Origin of the sequence: Caenispirillum bisanense, from assembly GCF_900230255.1 — a bacterium.
In the GTDB taxonomy this organism is placed as follows: domain Bacteria; phylum Pseudomonadota; class Alphaproteobacteria; order Rhodospirillales; family Rhodospirillaceae; genus Caenispirillum; species Caenispirillum bisanense_A.
On sequence record NZ_OCNJ01000008.1, the window covers coordinates 291,739 to 310,460 of the forward strand.

The 18,722-nt window shown below is 69.2% G+C and carries 21 protein-coding genes and 2 tRNA genes; 13 read left to right on the forward strand and 10 right to left on the reverse strand.

The annotated features are described in order from the left end of the window. Positions 1-4 precede the first annotated feature (4 nt). The 7 genes from ybeY (at position 5) to CRP50_RS18430 (ending at position 6,482) form a co-directional block, all read left to right on the forward strand. The gene (gene ybeY, locus CRP50_RS18400; protein ID WP_097280677.1) at positions 5-628 is read left to right on the forward strand and encodes an rRNA maturation RNase YbeY; all 624 of its coding nucleotides are present in this window, start codon (positions 5-7) and stop codon (positions 626-628) included. Then, complete coding sequence (locus tag CRP50_RS18405) at positions 625-1,551, forward strand: hemolysin family protein (RefSeq protein ID WP_097280639.1); 927 nt, start codon at positions 625-627, stop codon at positions 1,549-1,551. Before ybeY ends, CRP50_RS18405 begins: the two co-directional genes overlap by 4 nt. After that, entirely contained in the window at positions 1,551-3,140 is a 1,590-nt protein-coding gene (lnt, locus tag CRP50_RS18410) for an apolipoprotein N-acyltransferase (RefSeq protein ID WP_097280640.1), read from the forward strand. The genes CRP50_RS18405 and lnt overlap by 1 nt, the downstream gene beginning before the upstream one ends. Positions 3,141-3,305: 165 nt before the next feature. Continuing rightward, complete coding sequence (locus CRP50_RS18415) at positions 3,306-3,806, forward strand: helix-turn-helix domain-containing protein (RefSeq protein ID WP_245913527.1); 501 nt, start codon at positions 3,306-3,308, stop codon at positions 3,804-3,806. Positions 3,807-4,014: 208 nt separating this feature from the next. Further along, the gene (gene metK / locus CRP50_RS18420) at positions 4,015-5,196 is read left to right on the forward strand and encodes a methionine adenosyltransferase (RefSeq protein ID WP_097280642.1); all 1,182 of its coding nucleotides are present in this window, start codon (positions 4,015-4,017) and stop codon (positions 5,194-5,196) included. Further along, on the forward strand, positions 5,177-5,938 hold the full coding sequence (gene trmB, locus CRP50_RS18425; RefSeq protein ID WP_097280643.1) for a tRNA (guanine(46)-N(7))-methyltransferase TrmB: 762 nt from the start codon (positions 5,177-5,179) through the stop codon (positions 5,936-5,938). The genes metK and trmB overlap by 20 nt, the downstream gene beginning before the upstream one ends. 67 nt (positions 5,939-6,005) lie before the next feature. Next, a complete protein-coding gene (locus CRP50_RS18430) occupies positions 6,006-6,482 on the forward strand; it encodes a GFA family protein (protein WP_097280644.1) in 477 nt (158 codons plus the stop codon). Between the two features lie 134 nt (positions 6,483-6,616). Here the strand turns inward: CRP50_RS18430 and CRP50_RS18435 are convergent, their stop codons facing one another. From CRP50_RS18435 to CRP50_RS18460, 6 genes are all read right to left on the reverse strand, one after another. Continuing rightward, positions 6,617-7,543 (reverse strand): DMT family transporter, encoded by a 927-nt coding sequence (locus tag CRP50_RS18435; protein ID WP_097280645.1) that lies wholly within the window; start codon positions 7,541-7,543, stop codon positions 6,617-6,619. A 186-nt stretch (positions 7,544-7,729) separates the two neighbouring features. Further along, positions 7,730-8,629 (reverse strand): phytanoyl-CoA dioxygenase family protein, encoded by a 900-nt coding sequence (locus CRP50_RS18440; protein WP_097280646.1) that lies wholly within the window; start codon positions 8,627-8,629, stop codon positions 7,730-7,732. A 242-nt stretch (positions 8,630-8,871) separates the two neighbouring features. Further along, on the reverse strand, positions 8,872-9,063 hold the full coding sequence (locus tag CRP50_RS18445; RefSeq protein ID WP_097280647.1) for a hypothetical protein: 192 nt from the start codon (positions 9,061-9,063) through the stop codon (positions 8,872-8,874). Further along, on the reverse strand, positions 9,060-9,269 hold the full coding sequence (locus CRP50_RS18450) for a hypothetical protein (protein WP_097280648.1): 210 nt from the start codon (positions 9,267-9,269) through the stop codon (positions 9,060-9,062). The genes CRP50_RS18445 and CRP50_RS18450 overlap by 4 nt, the downstream gene beginning before the upstream one ends. After that, positions 9,269-9,904 carry an acyl-homoserine-lactone synthase gene (locus CRP50_RS18455; protein WP_097280649.1) on the reverse strand — a complete coding sequence of 212 codons (636 nt, stop codon included), beginning with the start codon at positions 9,902-9,904 and terminating at the stop codon, positions 9,269-9,271. The genes CRP50_RS18450 and CRP50_RS18455 overlap by 1 nt, the downstream gene beginning before the upstream one ends. Positions 9,905-10,311: 407 nt before the next feature. Beyond that, positions 10,312-11,034 carry a LuxR family transcriptional regulator gene (locus tag CRP50_RS18460; protein WP_176525252.1) on the reverse strand — a complete coding sequence of 241 codons (723 nt, stop codon included), beginning with the start codon at positions 11,032-11,034 and terminating at the stop codon, positions 10,312-10,314. A gap of 406 nt (positions 11,035-11,440) precedes the next feature. On the opposite strand from CRP50_RS18460, the gene CRP50_RS18465 reads away from it, so the two are divergent. Next, positions 11,441-11,848, forward strand: a complete 408-nt coding sequence (locus tag CRP50_RS18465) for a helix-turn-helix domain-containing protein (RefSeq protein ID WP_097280651.1) — start codon at positions 11,441-11,443, stop codon at positions 11,846-11,848. A 194-nt stretch (positions 11,849-12,042) separates the two neighbouring features. On the opposite strand, the gene CRP50_RS18470 is transcribed toward CRP50_RS18465, so the two are convergent. Beyond that, positions 12,043-12,375, reverse strand: coding sequence for a rubredoxin (locus CRP50_RS18470; RefSeq protein ID WP_097280652.1), 333 nt, complete (start codon positions 12,373-12,375; stop codon positions 12,043-12,045). Between the two features lie 213 nt (positions 12,376-12,588). Here CRP50_RS18470 and CRP50_RS18475 point away from each other — a divergent pair. From CRP50_RS18475 to CRP50_RS25255, 3 genes are all read left to right on the forward strand, one after another. Next, positions 12,589-12,675 (forward strand) — tRNA-Leu (locus CRP50_RS18475). A gap of 231 nt (positions 12,676-12,906) precedes the next feature. After that, complete coding sequence (locus CRP50_RS18480; protein WP_141415194.1) at positions 12,907-13,608, forward strand: hypothetical protein; 702 nt, start codon at positions 12,907-12,909, stop codon at positions 13,606-13,608. Next, positions 13,589-13,945, forward strand: coding sequence for a HEPN domain-containing protein (locus CRP50_RS25255; RefSeq protein ID WP_141415195.1), 357 nt, complete (start codon positions 13,589-13,591; stop codon positions 13,943-13,945). Before CRP50_RS18480 ends, CRP50_RS25255 begins: the two co-directional genes overlap by 20 nt. A 171-nt stretch (positions 13,946-14,116) precedes the next feature. On the opposite strand, the gene CRP50_RS18485 is transcribed toward CRP50_RS25255, so the two are convergent. Continuing rightward, the gene (locus CRP50_RS18485) at positions 14,117-15,952 is read right to left on the reverse strand and encodes a phosphoenolpyruvate carboxykinase (GTP) (protein ID WP_097280654.1); all 1,836 of its coding nucleotides are present in this window, start codon (positions 15,950-15,952) and stop codon (positions 14,117-14,119) included. Positions 15,953-16,369: 417 nt separating this feature from the next. Between CRP50_RS18485 and CRP50_RS18490 the strand changes: the two genes are divergently transcribed. Then, on the forward strand, positions 16,370-17,182 hold the full coding sequence (locus CRP50_RS18490; protein WP_245913528.1) for a ZIP family metal transporter: 813 nt from the start codon (positions 16,370-16,372) through the stop codon (positions 17,180-17,182). 12 nt (positions 17,183-17,194) lie between these two features. Here the strand turns inward: CRP50_RS18490 and coaA are convergent, their stop codons facing one another. After that, on the reverse strand, positions 17,195-18,145 hold the full coding sequence (coaA, locus tag CRP50_RS18495) for a type I pantothenate kinase (RefSeq protein ID WP_217992076.1): 951 nt from the start codon (positions 18,143-18,145) through the stop codon (positions 17,195-17,197). A gap of 214 nt (positions 18,146-18,359) precedes the next feature. Here coaA and CRP50_RS18500 point away from each other — a divergent pair. Then, positions 18,360-18,434: transfer RNA gene (locus CRP50_RS18500), tRNA-Gly, on the forward strand. A 78-nt stretch (positions 18,435-18,512) separates the two neighbouring features. On the opposite strand, the gene CRP50_RS25825 is transcribed toward CRP50_RS18500, so the two are convergent. After that, the coding region (locus CRP50_RS25825; protein ID WP_217992077.1) for a hypothetical protein at positions 18,513-18,722 on the reverse strand (210 nt) is incomplete at its 5' end.

Below are 18,722 nucleotides of genomic sequence, written 5' to 3' on the forward strand. Positions count from 1 at the left end.
GACCATGGCCGACCGCGACTCCGAAGACTTCGACCCGACCGACGCCGCCGACTTCGACGTCGACGGCATCCTGGCGGCGCCCGCCGTCGACGTGCTGGTGGAGGCCCCGCGCTGGGCCGAGCTGCTGCCCGACGCCGAGGCGCTGGTCGTCCGCGCCGCTCATGCCGCCTATGCGGCCGGGGCGCCGGACGCCTTCGAGCCGGAGCCGCCCGACCTGACCGAACTGACCGTCGTATTGCACGACGACTCGGCGGTGCGGGCGCTCAACAAGCAGTACCGCCGCAAGGACCAGCCGACCAACGTGCTGTCCTTCGCGGCGCTGGAAGGCGACATGCCGCCCCTGCCCGAGGACGAGCCGGTGCCGCTCGGCGACGTCGTCCTGGCGCTGGAAACCTGCGAACGCGAGGCGCAGGCGGCGGGCATTCCTTTCGAACACCATGTCTTCCATCTGGTGGTGCATGGCGTGTTGCATCTTCTCGGGTATGATCACGAGGACGACGGCGACGCCGACGAGATGGAAGCGATGGAGACGGCGGTGCTGGCGGCGGCCGGCATTCCCGACCCCTACGCCGCCGCCGGAGACAACGAGGAGGAGTCGGTGCCCCCGGCTCCCGAAAGCGAGAGATGAACGACCAGAGTTCCAGTAGCCAGCCCCGCGTGTACGGGGCCGAGCACGACAACGGCCTGCTCACCGGTGTCCGTCACTGGTTGAAGGGCCTGCGCCGCCGCAACGGCGGCGACCATTCCGTCCGCGAGACGCTGGAAGAGCTCATCGAAGAGCGGGAGCAGGACGAGCTTCCCATCGACGAGCACGAACAGGTCCTGCTGACCAACATCTTCCGGCTGCGCGACCTGACGGCCTACGACGTCATGATCCCGCGCGCCGACATCGTGGCGGTGGAGGTGGAAATGGCGCTGCGCGAGGTGACCGACATCCTCGCCCGTGTCGGTCATTCCCGCCTGCCGGTCTACCGCGAGACGCTCGACGACGTCATCGGCATGGTCCACATCAAGGACCTGGTGTCGGTGGTCGCCAAGGGCCGCACGGTGAACCTGCAGCACCTGGTGCGCCGGGTGCTGTTCGTCTCGCCGTCCATCCGCGTGCTCGACCTGCTGCTGGAGATGCGGCTGAAGCGCACGCACATGGCGCTGGTGGTCGACGAATACGGCGGCATCGACGGCCTGCTGACCATCGAGGACGTGGTCGAGCAGATCGTCGGCGAGATCGAGGACGAGCACGACACCGAGACCGACCCCGAAATGGTCGAGATGGGCGACGGCACCGCGGTCGCCGACGCCCGCGTGTCGCTGGAGGACTTCGAGGAGCGCTACGGCGAGATCGTCAGCGAGGACGAGCGCGAGGAGATCGATACCCTCGGCGGCCTCGTGTTCCGCATCACCGGGCGCATCCCGGCGCGCGGCGAGCTGGTGCGCCACCCCGAGAGCGGCCTCGAGTTCGAGATCGTCGAAGCCGACCCGCGGCGTATCCGCCGCCTGCGCGTGCGCAATCTGCCGCCCCCCATCGAACGGGCGGAGCGGCCGGAGGACTGATGGCCGCGCCCTCGCTGCTCACCCCCGTCGCCGCCCTGCGCGACCGAGTCGCGGGCCTCGGCGGCCGGTGGCGACTGCTGCTCGCCCTGGTGCTGGGCGGGCTGACGACGCTCGCCCTGCCGCCGGTGCATGCCGTGCCGGTGCTGCTGGTCACCCTGCCGTTGCTGCTGTGGCTGATCGACGGCACGCCGCGGCTGCGCAGCGCCTTCCTGGTCGGCTGGGTGTTCGGCACGGGGCATTTCGCCACCGGTTTCTACTGGATCGCCAACGCGCTGCTCATCGACCCCGAGCGCTTCGGCTGGATGATCCCCTTCGCGGTGGGCGGGCTCGGCGCCTTCATCGGCCTGTTCCCCGGCTTCGCCGCCATGGCGGCGCGGGCCGGCGGTGATCGCGGGCCGGCGCGGGTGCTGCTGTTCGCCGCCGCCTGGGCGGCGCTGGAGTGGGTGCGCGGCTGGATTCTCACCGGCTTCCCGTGGAACCCCGTCGCCAGCGTGTGGATGCCGGCCGACGCGGTGTTGCAGACGACGGCGCTGGTCGGCACCTACGGCCTCGGCCTGCTGACGGTGTTCGCCTTCGGATCGCTGGCGCTGCTCGGCGACCGGGCGGCGCAGACGGGGCGCGCCGGCTGGGCGACCGTGGTCGCCGCCTGGGCGGTGCTGGCGGTGCTGACGGGCTGGGGCAGCTGGCGTCTGGCGGGGGCGGAGGTCGCCATGGTGCCCGATGCCACCATCCGCATCGTGCAGCCCAACATCGACCAGAAGGACAAGTGGAAGGCCGACCAGCGCGACGCCAACCTGATGACGCACGTGGAGCTGTCGCAGCAGGAGGGCTTCGCCGACCTGACCGCCGTCATCTGGCCGGAGACGGCGGCGAGCTTCGCCGTCAACACCGACGAGGGCCGCCGCCGCCTGATCGCCCTGGCGGCACCGCCGGGCGGCGTGCTGGTGACCGGTGCGCCGCGCATCACCCCCCAGGGGGAGGAACCGTTCCAGGTGTGGAACAGTCTCGCCGTCATCGACGACGAGGCCGACATCCTGGCGACCTACGACAAGATGCACCTGGTGCCCTTCGGCGAGTACGTGCCGCTGCGCGGCATCCTGCCCATCGACAAGATCACGCCGGGCTCCACCGATTTCTCCTTCGGCCAGGGGCCGCGGCTGATCGACGTGCCGGGCCTGCCGGCGGCCGGGCCGCTGGTGTGCTACGAGGTGATCTTCCCCGGCCAGATCGTGCTCGACGGGCCGCGGCCGGGCTGGCTGCTCAACGTCACCAACGACGGCTGGTACGGCATTTCGGCCGGCCCCTACCAGCATTTCGCCACCTCGCGCCTGCGGGCGGTGGAGGAAGGGCTGCCGCTGGTGCGCGCCGCCAATACCGGCATCTCGGGCATCATCGACCCCTATGGCCGGGTGGTGGCGAGCCTCGATCTCGGCGTCCAGGGCATCATCGACGGCGCCCTGCCGCAGGCCCTGCCGCCGACGCCCTACGCCCGCGGCGGCAACGCCATCGCGCTGGCGCTGGCCGCCCTGCTGGCGGGTTGCGCCTTGTGGTTGCGACCGCGTCGCCGTGAATTGTTGGACCCTGCGTGAACCGCCCTGCCCGGGCTGACGTTTTCCGTACACGTCAGACGGTATGACACACTCTTCCGGTCGAAGGTGCCAATCCCAGAAGCTGGTTCCTCAGGCCTCGGAACTCGCGCCGCCGGAAGCGAGTCGTCGACCGTGAGAAGCGTCGGTTTCCCTTGGGGTTGTGCCATGAATTCACTCTCGCAGGCTTCCTCCGTCGATGAGAACGCCCGCCGTTCCTCGCGGGGCCGCATGCCGTCGGGCAAGCCCAACCCGGTGGACGTGCACGTGGGCAGCCGGGTCCGCCTGCGCCGCACCCTCCTCGGCCTCAGCCAGGAAAAGCTCGGCGAAGCCATCGGCCTGACCTTCCAGCAGGTGCAGAAGTACGAGCGCGGCGCCAACCGCATCGGCGCGAGCCGCCTGTGGGACCTGTCGCGCGTGCTCGACGTGCCGGTGTCGTTCTTCTTCGAGGAAATGGACGAAAGCGTCGCCTCGCGCAGCCCGCGCAACGTGCTGCGCGGCGCCGAAGAAGTGGCGGAGACCGAGGCCGATCCCATGACCAAGCGGGAGACGCTGGAACTGGTCCGCGCCTACTACCGCATCGTCGACCCGCACGTGCGCAAGCGCATCTACGACCTCGCGAAGACACTCGCCGTTTCGGGCGAGGACCGGCCGGAGCCGGAGGACTGACAGCGCCGGCAGGGCCTGTTTCGTAACGGCAAACGGGGGGCCGATTGCGCTTGCAATCGCCCCCCGTTTCCCTTACTTCCTGCCGGTTGATGCGGTGGGGCCCCAGGCGCGCCACCCATGTATGTCCCCTCAGTTCGCCACGGACCGCAACGCCCCCTAGTGGCGACCGAGGGGCGCAGATTTCCTGCTTGCATGGAGGGAAGCTTCAGTGTCCCAGTCCGATTACCTGTTTACCAGCGAGTCCGTGTCCGAAGGCCACCCCGACAAGGTGTGCGACCGCATCTCCGACACCATCGTCGACGCCTTCCTGGCCGCCGATCCGGAAGCCCGCGTCGCCGTCGAGACGCTGGCGACCACCAACCGCATCGTGCTGGCCGGTGAAGTGCGCGGCCCCGCCTCCATCACCCCCGAGGTGATGATCGAGAAGGCGCGCGAGGCCGTGAAGGCCATCGGCTACGAACAGGACGGCTTCGACTGGCGCACCGCCGACGTGTCCTGCTACGTCCACCAGCAGTCCGCCGACATCGCCGTCGGCGTCGACGCGGCGGGCAACAAGGACGAAGGTGCCGGCGACCAGGGCATCATGTTCGGCTACGCCTGCGACGAGACCGACGAGCTGATGCCCGCCCCCATCGCCCTGTCGCACCGCATCCTCAAGGCCATGGCCGCCGCCCGCCACGCCGGCAAGGTGCCGTTCGGCCCCGACGCCAAGAGCCAGGTCACCCTGCGCTACGTCGACGGCAAGCCGGTCGGCGCCACCTCGGTGGTCGTTTCCACCCAGCACCTGGAGGGTGTCGGCCAGGAAGAGGTGCGCGAGCTGGTGCGCCCGTTCGTGCTCGACGCCCTGCCCGAGGGCTGGATGTGCCCCGAGGACGAGTTCTACGTCAACCCGACCGGCCGCTTCGTCATCGGCGGCCCGGACGGCGACTGCGGCCTGACCGGCCGCAAGATCATCGTCGACACCTACGGCGGTGCCGCGCCGCACGGCGGCGGCGCCTTCTCGGGCAAGGACCCGACGAAGGTGGACCGCTCGGCCGCCTATGCCGCCCGCTACCTGGCGAAGAACGTGGTCGCCGCCGGTCTGGCCAGCAAGTGCCTGATCCAGGTGTCCTACGCCATCGGCGTCGCCAAGCCGCTGTCGGTCTATGTGAACTGCGCCGGTACCAACCGGGTCGACGAGACCGAGCTGTCCAAGGTGTTGCAGCAGCTCATGAACCTGAGCCCGCGCGGCATCCGCACCCACCTGCAGCTCAACCGCCCGATCTACGCCCGCACCGCCGCCTACGGTCACTTCGGCCGCGCCGCGGAAGAGGACGGCGGCTTCTCGTGGGAAAAGCTGGATCTCGTGTCCGAGCTGAAGAGCGCGTTCGGTGCCGCGGCGTCCGTCTGACCCGCAGCGCGAGGAAGCGGGGGCGCCGGCGGATGACGCCGGCGCCCTCTTCCGTGCCAATGATCCGCGCTTCTATGGCCGTCGCAAGGGCAAGCGCCTGAAGGCGACGCGCTCGCGCCTCGTCGACGAGTTGCTGCCGCGCGTCGCCATCCCCGAGCCGGCCGAGGGCGAGCGCCTCGACATGGCCGCCCTGTTCCCGCGGCCCATGCGCGCCTATGCGCTGGAAGTGGGCTTCGGCAACGGCGAGCATCTCGCCGGCTGGGCCGAGCGCCACCCCGACATCGGCTTCATCGGCGCCGAGCCCTTCATCAACGGCGTCGGTGCCCTGCTGGTGCAGATGGAGGAGCGCGGGCTCGACAACATCCGCATCTTCCCCGACGACGTGCGCCTGCTGCTGCCGGCCATTCCGGCCGACGTGCTGGAGAAGGTGTTCGTCCTGTTCCCCGACCCGTGGCCAAAGGGACGCCACGCCCGCCGCCGCTTCGTCAACGTGTCGAACCTCGACATCCTGGCCGAGCGCATGGTGGACGGCGCCGAACTGCGCGTCGCCTCCGACGACATGGTCTACGTGCGCTGGAGCCTGATCCAGGCCACCAATCACCCGGACTTCCGCTGGACCGCGGAAAAGCCCGAGGATTGGCGCCAGCGCTGGCCCGACGGCTTCCCGACCCGCTACGAGGCCAAGCAGATCCGCGGCGAGCCCAAGTACCTCACCTTCCGGCGTCTCCCTCGGAACCCTTGACCCGCAGCCGCTCGGCGCGCGTTGATGGCGGAAGCCAGAGGACGACACGCGGAAAAGGAGGCGGCCGATGCGGCTCGACGGGTCCTGCCATTGCGGCGCGGTGCGGTTTTCGGTGGAGGCCTATGCGCCGGTGCCGTTCCTGCGCTGCTATTGCTCCATCTGCCGCAAGACGGCGGGCGGCGGCGGTTTCGCCATCAACCTGGGCGCCCGCGCCGACACCTTGCGCATTCATGCCGAGGACGGGGCGCTGGGCACCTACCAGGCCATGATCGACGGCGAACGCAGCCCCATGAAGCGCCATTTCTGCACCCGCTGCGGCACGGCGCTGTGGGCGGCGGATCCGCGCTGGCCGGACCTCGTCCACCCGCACGCCGGCGCCATCGACACGCCGCTGCCGACGCCGCCCGAGGTGGTCCACATGATGATCGGCAGCAAGCCCGATTGGGTCCGGGTCGACGCCCGCGACTCCGAAGCCTGCTTCGACGGCTACCCCGAGGACAGCCTGGCCGACTGGCACCGCGCCCGCGGCCTGCTGTCGGAGTAGGGGGCGAGGCGAGACGTAAACCGGACGGCGCGACCGCGCCGCGCGGCTCTTGCCGCGGGAGCCAAGCGGCCAAGGGCCGCGCCCGGCGCCTGAGGGCGCAGCGGTGATCGCTTCGATCACCGCTGCCAAAACACTTATGCTGTGCGCGGTCGCCGCAGGTAGGGCAGGGCTTCGACCGCCAGGATGCTGCCGAGGATGAGGGCGGCGCCCAGGTACTGGTCGGGGTGCAGGCGCTCGCCGAGGACCACGGCGCCCGAAATGGCGGCGAACACCATTTCCGAACTCAGGATGATGGCGGCGTCGGCCGGGTGGGCGCCGCGCTGGCCGATGACCTGGAGGGTGAAGGCGACGCCGACCGACAGGGCGCCGGCCCAGGCGATTTCGAACCAGGCGGCGGATACCGCACTCCAGCTCGGCTGTTCCAGCAGCAGGGCGGCGGTCAGGCCGATGGCGCCGACGGTCGCGAACTGGGTGCAGGCCAGCGTCAGGGCACGGCCCGAGCGGCCGACGAAGGTGCCGACGCAGATGACGTGCAGCGCCCAGAAGACGGCGCCGGCCATGACCCACAGGTCGCCGTCGGACACGGCGGTCAGGTCGCCGCCGTTGAGGAACCACGTTCCGATCATGCAGCCCAGCACGCCCGGCCACACCGCCCAGTGCGGCCGCCGCTTCAGCAGGAACAGGCCGAGGATGGGCACCAGCGGCACGTAAAGTGCGGTCAGGAACCCGGCGTTGGTGACCGAGGTACCGATGATGCCGACCTGCTGGGTGATGGAGCCGGTGAACAGCAGCACGCCGCACAGCACGAAGCCGAGGCGGTCGACGGGCTGTGCCGGCGCCGGTGCGCGGCCGGTCTCGCGCAGGGCCAGCGGCAGCACCACCAGGGCGCCGAGCAGGAAGCGGATGCCGGTGAAGGCCAGCGGGCCGAGGGCGCCGTCTTCCGGTACCGCCGGGGCGGCCGCGCCGTCCTCGTCGAGGAAGGCGAGCTTCTGCACCACGAAGGTGGAGCCCCAGATCATGGCGGCAAGCAGCAGGGTCAGGTCGGCGCGCAGTCTCGACACCGGGGGCCTCGTGCAGGATCGGTCGAAGGAAGGCGCCGGTTCTACGCCGGGTGCTTCTGCGCGGCAAGGGCCACTCTGGCCGCGACCGGCTCGCCGCAACGCCCGCGTGCCCGCACCGGACGAGGGTCCGATGCGGGCGGCGGGCGCTCCGGCGAGCCTGCCGGAGAAAGGACGGGATACGGCTCCTCAGGCGGCGTTGGCGGCTTCGCGCATCTGGTAGTACTGCGCCACCTGCTCGGCGGCCCAGCCCGGCAGGTAGTCCTTGAAGGCCAGCACGTCGGGGCGCTGCTCGGCTTCCAGCAGGACGCGCGGGCTCTGGCCCTCGAAGCAGCCGAGGTTGGGCTCGTGCACGGCGTAGCCGAGCAGGTCCTGCAGTTCCTTCGGATAGGTCCGCGCCATCTCCGGCGGGTTGGCGAGGTACTGGTTCTCCGCCTGGCGCATCCAGCCGAGGCAGTAGGCCAGCGACAGGCCGGTGCGCACGCCTTCCGACCGGTTGTGGCCGCCGCCGTGGACGGTGGAGCCGAGCCAGATGACCAGCGAGCCGCGCTTCATCTCGGCCGCCACCACCTTGGAGGGGTCGGGCAGGCGCTCGATCTCGACGGACTTGTGGCTGCCGGGCAGGATGCGGGTGGCGCCGTTCTCCTCGGTGAAGTCGGTCAGCGCCCAGATGGTGTTGATCTGGTATTCCATGCGGCCGCGCTCGATGGGCCACAGTTCCTCGTCGGCGTGCAGCACCTGTTCCGGCTCGTCGGGGTGGATGGCGATGGCCTGGGTGCCGGAGATCTGGATGGAGCTGCAGTGCTTCAGCAGGAAGCTCTTCACCACCTCGGTCACGTAGGGGTGGGCGCCCAGCTGGTGGGAGGCCTGCGACTTGGCGAAGATGGAGGCGGTGCGCTTGGTGCGGCGGCCGAAGAACTGGCCTTCGCCGAAGGGCGTGCGCTCCAGGTAGGGGGCCAGCTCGGCCTCGACCTGGTCGATGACGCTCATGGGCACCAGGTCGGTCAGGACCACGACGCCGTCGCGGGCCAGAATGTCGTGCACCTGCTCGACCGTGTGCGTCGCGGCGCTGATGGTCTGGATGGTCATGTCGATTCCCCTTGTTGGCTGGGCGGAGGACGAGAAAGGGCGCCGCGATCCGCCCCGGCGCGGCGGCGCGTTCCGGCGGCCGGCGCTGCGGCCGGCCGTTGGGTTCGGGAAGGGAGGGCGGCCCGCGGGCCGCCGGGTGTCAGAGCGCGCGGCCCGAAGGCCGCTGGGCCTGAGAGAGGGCGGCCAGAGGGCCGCCGGGCCTGAGAGAGGGCGGCCAGAAGGCCGCCGGGGCGGCAGCCGGCTTACGCCGGCTGCTCGGCATCCAGCGCGTCGAGCGCGTCGGAGATGCGGGCGGCGGTGCCGCCGAGGCCGCTTTCGCTGGCTTCGCGGTGCAGGTAACGCAGCATGGCCCGGATGGCGTGGATCTGGTCGTCTTCGATGACGTCGAAGGCGGACGCGAGCGGCTTGGCCGGGAACGGAATGACGGTGCTCATGCCTCGCACTCCTTGGCGCTCTGGCTGGTGTAGAGGTCGACGGCGGCGCGGATGGTGTGGGCCAGGTCGACGAGACGGGCGGCGGAGGCTTCCTGCTCCAGGTAGAGCAGGCCCTGCACGATGGACTGCTCGGCCTCGGTGCGGGCGGGGCCGGCGGTCTCCGCTCGGTCGGCGGCGGTCATCGCGGTGGCGGCGGCGTGACGCATCAGGCGGCCTCCGTCGCGGGCACGACGTCGTGCGGCCAGCGCACCACGGGGCCGGTGATGCCGGTGGCGGCGCGCACCGTCGCCAGCGCCGCCTCCGAGCTTTCGGTGGCGCACACGCCGCAGGCGATGCCGTCGATGGGGGCGGGGCCGCCGATCAGGCGCGTGGTGAAGTCGTTGCCCCAGAAGATGGAGCGCACGAAGGCCATGGGCGTCAGGTGCAGGAACTCGCGGATGCCGCGGGCGACGCCGAACTCGATCATGCCGACCACCAGTTCGTTGCGGATCTCGCGGCGCAGCGCCGGCGGGGCCGTGGGGTCGACGGCGAGGCGGGTGCATTCCCACACGTCTGCGGCATGGGCGAGCGGCGCTTCCGTCACCAGCTCGGGCCAGATGTCGGCGATCATGTAGGGGATGTCGGTCGGGCTGGTCCGCACCACGCCGCGGGCGACGCCCTCGGGATCGCGCCACACCAGGTAATGGGCGGCCGGGGTGTCGTACTGGTCCCACTCCATTTCGTTGATGTGCGGAACGTTCCAGCCGGCCCGCTGCACGAACACCCGGTAGCGGAGCCTGTGCTGTTCCGCCAGCGCGCTGCCGAAGAGGTGCGCGGTGGCCCATGTGACGCAATCGAGCATCGGTCTCTCCCTTGCAATCCGATGACGCCATTGAAAGGGAGAAGCCGCCAGGAAACAGCCCGGGCAATCATACAGGGTGAGGTAAACCAGGGCTGTACGCAGATTGCGTAGTTCAACCGCTGATGCGAAAGTCGCTCAATCAGCTCGCAATAAGGATAGCGTCAGCACGCCTTATACGCGCCAACGCTACAAAAGTGCCAACTTCGGATGAAATGCAAGCGACTCCGCGCAGAGGGAGGGGCGCGTCGCAGCGCCGCGGCGCGGCCGAGGGGCCTGCGCACGGTCGGTCGGCGATGACGGGAACGTCACCGGCGGGGGGAGAGCGGGGATGGGGGCGCCGGCGGGCTCACCGGGCGCGGGGGCGGCCGGGCGCGTCCGGGGCCGTCAGTGTGCCGGCCGGCGGCCGATCAGACCTGGATCAGGCCGTGGCGGATGGCCTTGAGCACGGCCATGATGCGGGTGGAGGCCTGCAGCTTGCGCATGGCATTGGTGATGTGGAAATTCACCGACCGCTCGGAGATGTGCAGGATCTCGCTGATCGCCCAATTGCTCTTGCCGCGGGCGCTCCAGGTCAGGACCTCCCGCTCGCGGCCGGTGAGCGGCACGAAGTCGGGCACCTCCGGCTCGTTCTCCAGCAGCGCCTGATGGGCGATGTAGAACTGCGCGGCGAGCGCGCTGACGAGCCGCAGCTTGGCTGGATCCTCGAGCTCGCGCCCCTCGCCGGCGGCCGACAGCAGGGCGGTGGAGCCGCGCGGGCCGAACAGCGGCACGGTGACGCCGTGCGGCAGGCCGGCGATGCGGCATTCCTCCAGGATGGTCTGCTGGCGCGCCAGCAGGCCCTTCTGCGCCCGCACCTGTTCCCAGGTGAAGGCCCGCGGGCTGTGGCGGGCGAAGTGGTGCACCGGGTCGATGTCGGCGTAGCCCTGGCGGACGTAGTGGTCGGTCCATTCCTCGGGGAAGGTCAGCACGACGGCCAGGCAATCGAGGTCGCCCGTCTCCTGATAGCGGCTGACGTCGCTGAAGGCGGTGTAGGCGAAGCCGAGTCGTTCGACCGCGGCCGTCAGCAGGCGACGGATCTCGTCGGCGCTGTCGGCCTGCGTCGTGGCCTCCACGAAGTCTGCGACGGACATTCCCGTTCCCCCGATCCTCGGCCCGGCCTGCGCCGCCGTGCTCCACCCCCCGGAAGAGCGCGCCGGCGGCCGGTGTCCCCGGCTGCCGCTGGCGGCGCGCGTCGCGCCGTCGGCCTTGCCGACCATAAACCGCGGCGACCGCCGGGGCAACGATTCGGCACCCGAACGGCGCTTTGCGACTTCCCGCTGTCGAGCCCTACACCCTTCCGCGCCCTTTACCGATACGGAAGTCGATAAAGCTTCGCGTTCGAGCACTACATAAGATTGCACGAGACGAGATTGATGTTTTCCTTCGACAACAAGTCTCATCCGCCGATTGCGTGGCCAAGATAAGACTTGCATCACCGGGAAATCAATAGGTAGTATTGGCTTCGGTTAAATAACCCGTCATTGCGAGGAAGTCCTAATGCCCCTCCCCACGACCAACACGGCTCCTGCGGCGTCCGAAGAGGACGGCGTCCGCGAAGGTCATCCGCTCGATCGCCACGTCGGCCGCCGCGTGCGCCTGCGCCGCACCCTGCTCGGCCTGACGCAGCAGGAGCTGGGCGAGCAGATCGGCGTCACCTTCCAGCAGATCCAGAAGTACGAGCGCGGTACCAACCGCATCTCGGCCTCCCGCCTGTGGGAGATCGCGCGCGTCCTGAAGGTGCCGGTGTCGTTCTTCTTCGAGGATTTCCGCGAGGACGACGATGCGGCCCACGAGACGGAGGAGAACGCCATCTCCACCGAGGAACTGCGCCTGCTCGTGGCCTTCAACCGCCTGAACAAGAAGCAGCAGACGGCCATCCTCGCCTTCCTCGAAGGCAGCAGCTGATCGCGCCGCCCGCCGCCGCGCCCCGGGGAGGGAGGCGCTGCGGCGGGCGAGTCGCCACGGCCGACGACATGCGAAGGGCGGCCTCTGGCAAGGCCGCCCTGTCTGCGTTCACCGCCGCGTCGGGACCGGCGGGGGGATGCGGGGGGATCGATCCCTCCGCGACGGTGAACGACTCCGCTCCTCGACCGCCGCCCTCAGGCGTCGAGCGGCCGGAAGAATGGCTTGCCCGAGCCGCAGAACGGGCATTTCCAGTCGTGCGGCAGATCCTCGAAGGCGACGCCGGCGGGGATCGGGTGTTCGGGATGGGCGATGTTGTCGGCGTCGCCGACGGCCGGATCGTAGACGAAGGGGTCGCAGTCGGCGTTGGTGCACACCCACTTGCCGGTCGCCTGTTCAGCCGCCGCGGCGCGCCGTCCGCCCGGCACCGCATAGCTGACGGCGAGCGACCCGAGCACCAGGTTCAGCACCCCGACGAAGCGGCGCCGCGTGGTCGGTCTCGCGATGATCGCCGCAGCGAGGTTTCCCATGACGTTCCTCCCCTTCGTGTCCCCGAAAGTGTCGAGCAGTTGCCCACGGGAAGGAAGTGACGATGCCGTGACAACGCTGTGGCGAAAGGGGTCGCGCGCAGCTCCCACGGGCTTAGGCGCTGCGCCTATCGGCCGCCGGCGCGGGGTGGTGAGGAACGACTTGCGTCCGGCGCCGCGGCGCATTAGCGTCGCCCCGCAACCTGTCCAGGTGCCGCCCGCTTGGCGGAATCGGTAGACGCAGCGGACTTAAAATCCGTTGTCCTTTCGGACGTGCCGGTTCGAGTCCGGCAGCGGGCACCAGTGGGAGAGTGCTGGGGGCGGGTCAGGTGCGCGTGGTAGGAAGGCGTTCTGGCAAGGCGCGGGCAGAGCATCCGACTGCGCAGAATGCGGGAAATCGGTGTGGAGCGGGATGGCCCCGCCTTCTTGCCGACGCTGTGGGTCACCCCGAGAAACCAGTAAGCTACCTGACCTCGCTTGACACCCACTCGAGCCTTACCGATTAATCAAGGCATGGCACAAGCAGCTATCAGCATGGGCGACTTCGACACCCGCGACCTGGACGCATCGACCGGGCGGATGCGGCGCGTGCTGACCCTCATTCACGACAAAGCTCCGTCTGAACAGATCGATCCCGAACTGGATGAGATGGAGCGAGGAGCGGCTGCGCTTGTGCTGCGCTTCGAGGCGAGCGTCCTGTCACGATTGGCCATGAGCCTCACGGCGGTCGAGGGCGGTATTCCGCTCAAGACCGATACGCTGCTCGGCAAGTGGGAACAGGTGGACCACGTAAATGCTGTCCTCCTTGATGTGCTCAAGTTCGCTCGGCGCCTCAAGTCTCAGGTTAAGGAGGCCCGCCTACGCGGGCGCATCACCCGGTTCATAGACGTGACGGAAAAGGTTCTGGCCGACAAGAAGCGGATCGGAAGCCGTTTTCGAGAGGAAGTGAAGAGGCTGGGGGCGGCTGATACCGGGTCGGCGCCAGAGCGACAGTCGGCGATCTTGTACATGGCCGCGCTCAGCCGACGCGGCGTCGAGCCGAAGCTGCTGGACTTGGCTCTGGAAGACGGAATAGTGACTCCGATAGTCGGCGCTGTTCCGCCGAGGCACATTGCGGAGGACTCCGCCAAGCTACTGGCGTTCGAGGACGGCATCCATGATGAAGTGGAACGCGCGGCGCCGCACCTCATGGGGCGTACGGTAATCTGGTGGATGAATGCCGACGCGCCCGCATGAACTCGTAGCCGCCGCCAAGGCCTTGTCGAAGCTGGATGGTGAAGTGTTTCGCAGGGCGGCGGTGCACCAAGCCTACTATGGCGTTTACCATCTCGCCTGCGAGGCTCTCGGGCTTGATCCGGTGAACCGTTATGCTGAGGCTAAGCATCGGGACGTCATCGACGCGGTCGAAAAGGCGCCGCCGGGTTCAGCGAGACTGCATCGGATGAAGCGTTACATGCGAAAACTGAAACGTCTTCGTGCCGTAGCCGACTACGATCTGGCCTCGCCTCTCACTGATCTGCAGGCGCGCAATGCCGTCGAGATGGCTGAAAGCATAATCACGGCGCCTCTATGACGGGGAATGCGTCCCGCGCCGGCCGGCGTGACGCGGAAGGTTACTGTGGGCCCACGACAGCTCCTAAGCCATCCCCGCCCGTCGACCGGCTGGCCGCAACGCCCTTCGAATAACCAACAGCCCCGCCGGATCGCTCCGGCGGGGCTGCTGTCTACGCACAGGCGACGACCCTTACGAGGTCACCGGGTCCTTGAGGGACCACACCTCGGGGCTGCGCTCCAGGCGGGCGATGAGCATCTGCTGGTGCAGGCGCATCTCCTTCGGCAGGCGGCCGTCGAACTGGGTGAACAGCTTGTCTTCCTCGTTGGCCTCGTCGAGGGCCACGGCCTTTTCCACGGCCATCAGCTTCTCGAACTTGTCCTTCGGGAAGTCGATGCCCTCCCACTTGATGTCCTCGTGGAACGGCTCCCAGCCGATCGGGCTCTCGACGGCGCGGGCACGGCCGTGCACGCGGTCGACGATCCACTTCAGCACGCGCATGTTCTCGCCGAAGCCCGGCCACATGAACTTGCCGTTCTCGTCCTTGCGGAACCAGTTGACGCGGAAGATCCGCGGCGGCTCGGGCAGCTTGCGGCCCAGGTTCAGCCAATGCGACCAGTAGTCGGCCATGTTGTAGCCGCAGAACGGCAGCATGGCCATCGGGTCGCGGCGCATGGCGGCCTGGCCGACGGCGGCGGCCGTCGCTTCCGAGCCCATGGTGGCGGCGAGGTAGACGCCGTGGCTCCAGTTCCACGCCTGGAACACCAGCGGGAAGTTCTTGGAGACGCGGCCGCCGAAGATGAAGGCCGAGATCGGCACGCCCTTCGGGTTTTCCCACTCGGGGTCGATGGACGGGCACTGGCTGGCCGGGGCGGTGAAGCGGGCGTTGGGGTGCGCCGCGGGGCGGCCGCAATCCGGCGTCCAGTCCTGGCCCTTCCAGTCCACGAGGTGCGCCGGCGCCTCGTCGGTCATGCCTTCCCACCACACGTCGCCGTCGTCGGTCAGCGCGACGTTGGTGAAGATGGAGTTCTTCGCCAGCGACGCCATGGCGTTGGGGTTGGACTTGGTGTTGGTGCCCGGCGCCACGCCGAAGAAGCCGTACTCGGGGTTGATGGCGTGCAGCACGCCGTTCTCGTCTGGCTTGATCCAGGCGATGTCGTCGCCGACCGTGGAGACCTCCCACCCATCGAAGCCTTCGGGCGGGATGAGCATGGCGAAGTTGGTCTTGCCGCAGGCCGACGGGAAGGCGGCCGCCACGTAGGTGCGCTCGCCCTTGGGGTTCTTGACGCCCAGGATGAGCATGTGCTCGGCGAGCCAGCCCTCGTCACGCGCCATGACCGAAGCGATGCGCAGCGCGAAGCACTTCTTGCCGAGCAGGGCGTTGCCGCCGTAGCCGGAGCCGTACGACCAGATCTCGCGCGATTCGGGGAAGTGGACGATGTACTTGTTGTCGGCGTTGCACGGCCACGCGACGTCCTTCTGGCCGGCCTCGAGCGGCATGCCGACCGAGTGCACGCAGGGCACGAACTCGCCGTCGGCGCCCAGCACGTCCAGCACCTTCTGGCCCATGCGGGTCATGATCTTCATGTTGACGGCGACATAGGCGCTGTCGGAGATCTCGACGCCGATGTGGGCGATCTTGGAGCCGAGCGGCCCCATGCTGAACGGCACCACGTACATGGTGCGGCCGCGCATGCAGCCGTCGAACAGGCCGTTCAGGGTGCCGCGCATCTCGCTCGGCTCGACCCAGTTGTTGGTCGGGCCGGCATCCTCGCGCCGCTGGGAGCAGATGAAGGTGCGGTCCTCGACGCGCGCCACGTCGCCCGGATCGGAGCGGCAGAGGTAGCTGTTCGGGCGCTTCTGCTCGTTCAGGCGGATGAACGTGCCGTGTTCGACCATCTCCTGGCACAGGCGATCGTACTCCGCGTCGGAGCCGTCGCACCAATGGATGCGGTCGGGCTTCGTGAGCTTGGCGATCTCCTCCACCCAGGCAAGCAGTTTGGCATTCTTGGTAGGCGCTTCGGTCATTACGGGTCTCCAATACCGACAATCGCCCAGCCGCCCGTCGCGTCCCGGCGGCCGAGTCGGAACTCACCTCTCGTCTGCGTTCGGATTCTGCGGCGCGGGGGACCGGAAACGACGGGCCGGAACCGGACACGACGCGGCGACGGGACCACGGGGTGAACTCACCCCTTCGGGTCGTGGCTGCACCGGTGTCGCCTCCCTCGTTTCCTGCTCCCCGGGAGCGGTCGCGATCCGACCTTCCCGGCGAGACGTACAGTAAGTCCGCACACCATAAGACGGCATTGTCGCCTCGGCAACGGGGCAGACGTTATGCTTCGGCGACATGCAGTCCGATCGTATGCATCCTGTGGGAGAAAACTCCGGGAGAGCAACGCCGGTTCCATCGCCCGTCCCGTCTTCCCACACCGCCGGGGAGTCCCCGTGTCCGACCTCGTCGCTGCCCTGAACACCCTGCCGCTGGTCACCCTCGGCGTCATCGCCAGCCTCATCGCCGGGTCCGCCGCCGGCATCGGCGCCCTGCCGGTGCTGGTGCTGCGGCGCATCACCCAGCGGCAGCAGGACGTCATGCTCGGCTTCTCCGCCGGCGTCATGCTGGCGGCGACGGCCTTTTCGCTGCTGCTGCCGGGGGTGGAGGCGGCGACGGTCCTGCACGGCCATGCGCTGGTCGGCTTCCTGGTGGTCGCCGCCGGCACGCTGCTCGGCGCCGCCGGCTTGTGGGCGGTGCACGGGGCGCTGCCGCACGAACACCTGGTCACCGGGCCGCAGCACGTCGACGGCCGCCAGGTCAAGCGCCTGTGGCTGTTCGTCATCGCCATCACCCTGCACAACTTTCCGGAAGGCCTCGCGGTCGGAGTCGGCTTCGGCGGCGGCAACGTGGAGAACGGCGTGACGCTCACCCTCGGCATCTTCCTGCAGAACCTGCCGGAGGGCCTGGTGGTGGCGCTGTCCATGCTGGCGCTCGGCTATGCCCCGCTGCCGGCGGCGGGCATCGCCCTGGCGACGGGGGCGGTGGAGAGCGTCGGCGGCTTCCTCGGCGCCGGGATGGTGGCGGTGGCCGAGCCGGTGCTGCCGTGGGGCCTCGCCATGGCCGGCGGCGCCATGCTGTTCGTGGTGAGCAACGAGATCATCCCGGAAACCCACCGCAACGGCAACGCGACCGCCGCCACCTTCGGCCTGACGGTGGGATTCCTGCTGATGATGGGGCTCGACGTCGGCCTCGGCGTCACCGGCTGACCGCGAGGGAGGTCACACCCGCCGCAGCCACACCTCGTAGACGCCGTGGTCGGGGCCCTTGCGCAGCACGACGTCGGCGCGGGCGCGGGTCGGCAGCACGTTCTCCCGCAGGTTCACCAGGTTGATGGTTTCCCAGATGCGGGTGGCGGTGTCGCGCGCCTCGGCCTCGGAGACGGCGGCGTAGCGGTGGAAGTACGCCTGCGGGTCCTGGAAGGCGGTGGCCCGCAGGGCGAGGAAGCGCTCCAGGTACCAGCTGCGCAGCGCCTCTTCCTCGGCGTCCACGTATATGGAGAAGTCGAAGAAGTCGGACACGAAGGGGCGATGCTCGCCCTCGGCCGGCAGCGGCCCGACCTGCAGGACGTTCAGGCCCTCCAGGATGACGACCTCGGATTCCTCCACCGTCACCGTGGCGCCGGGCACCACGTCGTAGGTCTGGTGGCTGTAGACCGGCGCCTGCGCGGCGCGGCCGAGGCGGATGTCGGTGAGGAAGCCGATGAGCGCCTTCAGATCATAGGTGCCGGGAAAGCCCTTGCGGTTCATCAGGCCGCGCTCGGCCAGCACGGCGTTGGGCAGCAGGAAGCCGTCGGTGGGCACCAGCGCCACCCTGCGGCCCTCGGCGCGCAGCAGGGCCGCAAGCACGCGGGCGGAGGTGCTCTTGCCGACGGCGACGCTGCCGGCCATGCCGACGATGAAGGGGCCGTGGCGCTCGACGCGGCGCGACAGCTCGGCGCGGCGGCGGCGCAGGTCCCAGCGGGCGCCCATGTGGGTGACCAGCAGCTCGACCAGCGGCATGTAGACGCGCTCGACGTCGGTCAGGGTGAGCGGCTCGTTGAGGCCGCGCAGGCGCTCCACGTCTGCCGGCTCCAGCGGCGGGGTGAGCCCGCCCCAGCCGGCCGCCCAGTCGGCGACGGAAAAGCGATCGAACAGCGGCCCCACGGTGCCGCTTCCGGAAACCAGCGTCACGGGTCGTCCCTCCCAAGCGCGCGCGGCCGGCCCGCCGAGGCCCCACACCTTCGGGCGGCCGCGCGCGCCAGCATGATCCTTCGCACCCGTCATGGCAATATTCCGCTGGGCCGCGGCGACGGCCGCGTCGTGGGCGGCTCGGCCGTTCGTCTCCCCTTGCGCCCTCGCGCGGGCCTGCCTATAACATCCGAACGCGCCGGTTCGCTGGCGGGACGCGGGTGTAGTTCAGTGGTAGAACGACAGCTTCCCAAGCTGTATGTCGTGGGTTCGATTCCCATCACCCGCTCCAAACCTCTCCTCCTTCTGGGACGACAGGCACATCCGGCTCCGGCCGGCGCATGGCGTTTTCCAGGGTGCGGAGGCAGTTTCACGGAACGGTAAAAAAGGGTGTTGACTCACCCCGCCCCGTCCCGTAGAAACCGCGCCTCCCGACGACGCGGTCGACGCCGACAGGCAGCGAAAACGAAGTCGGGGCAGCCGGAAAAAAACCGGTTGACAGGGTGGCCGGCCCCGAGTAGAAACCGGCCTCCTTCAGCGGGGCGGAGCAAGTCTCCAAGTCGCTGAAAGAAAAGAGAAA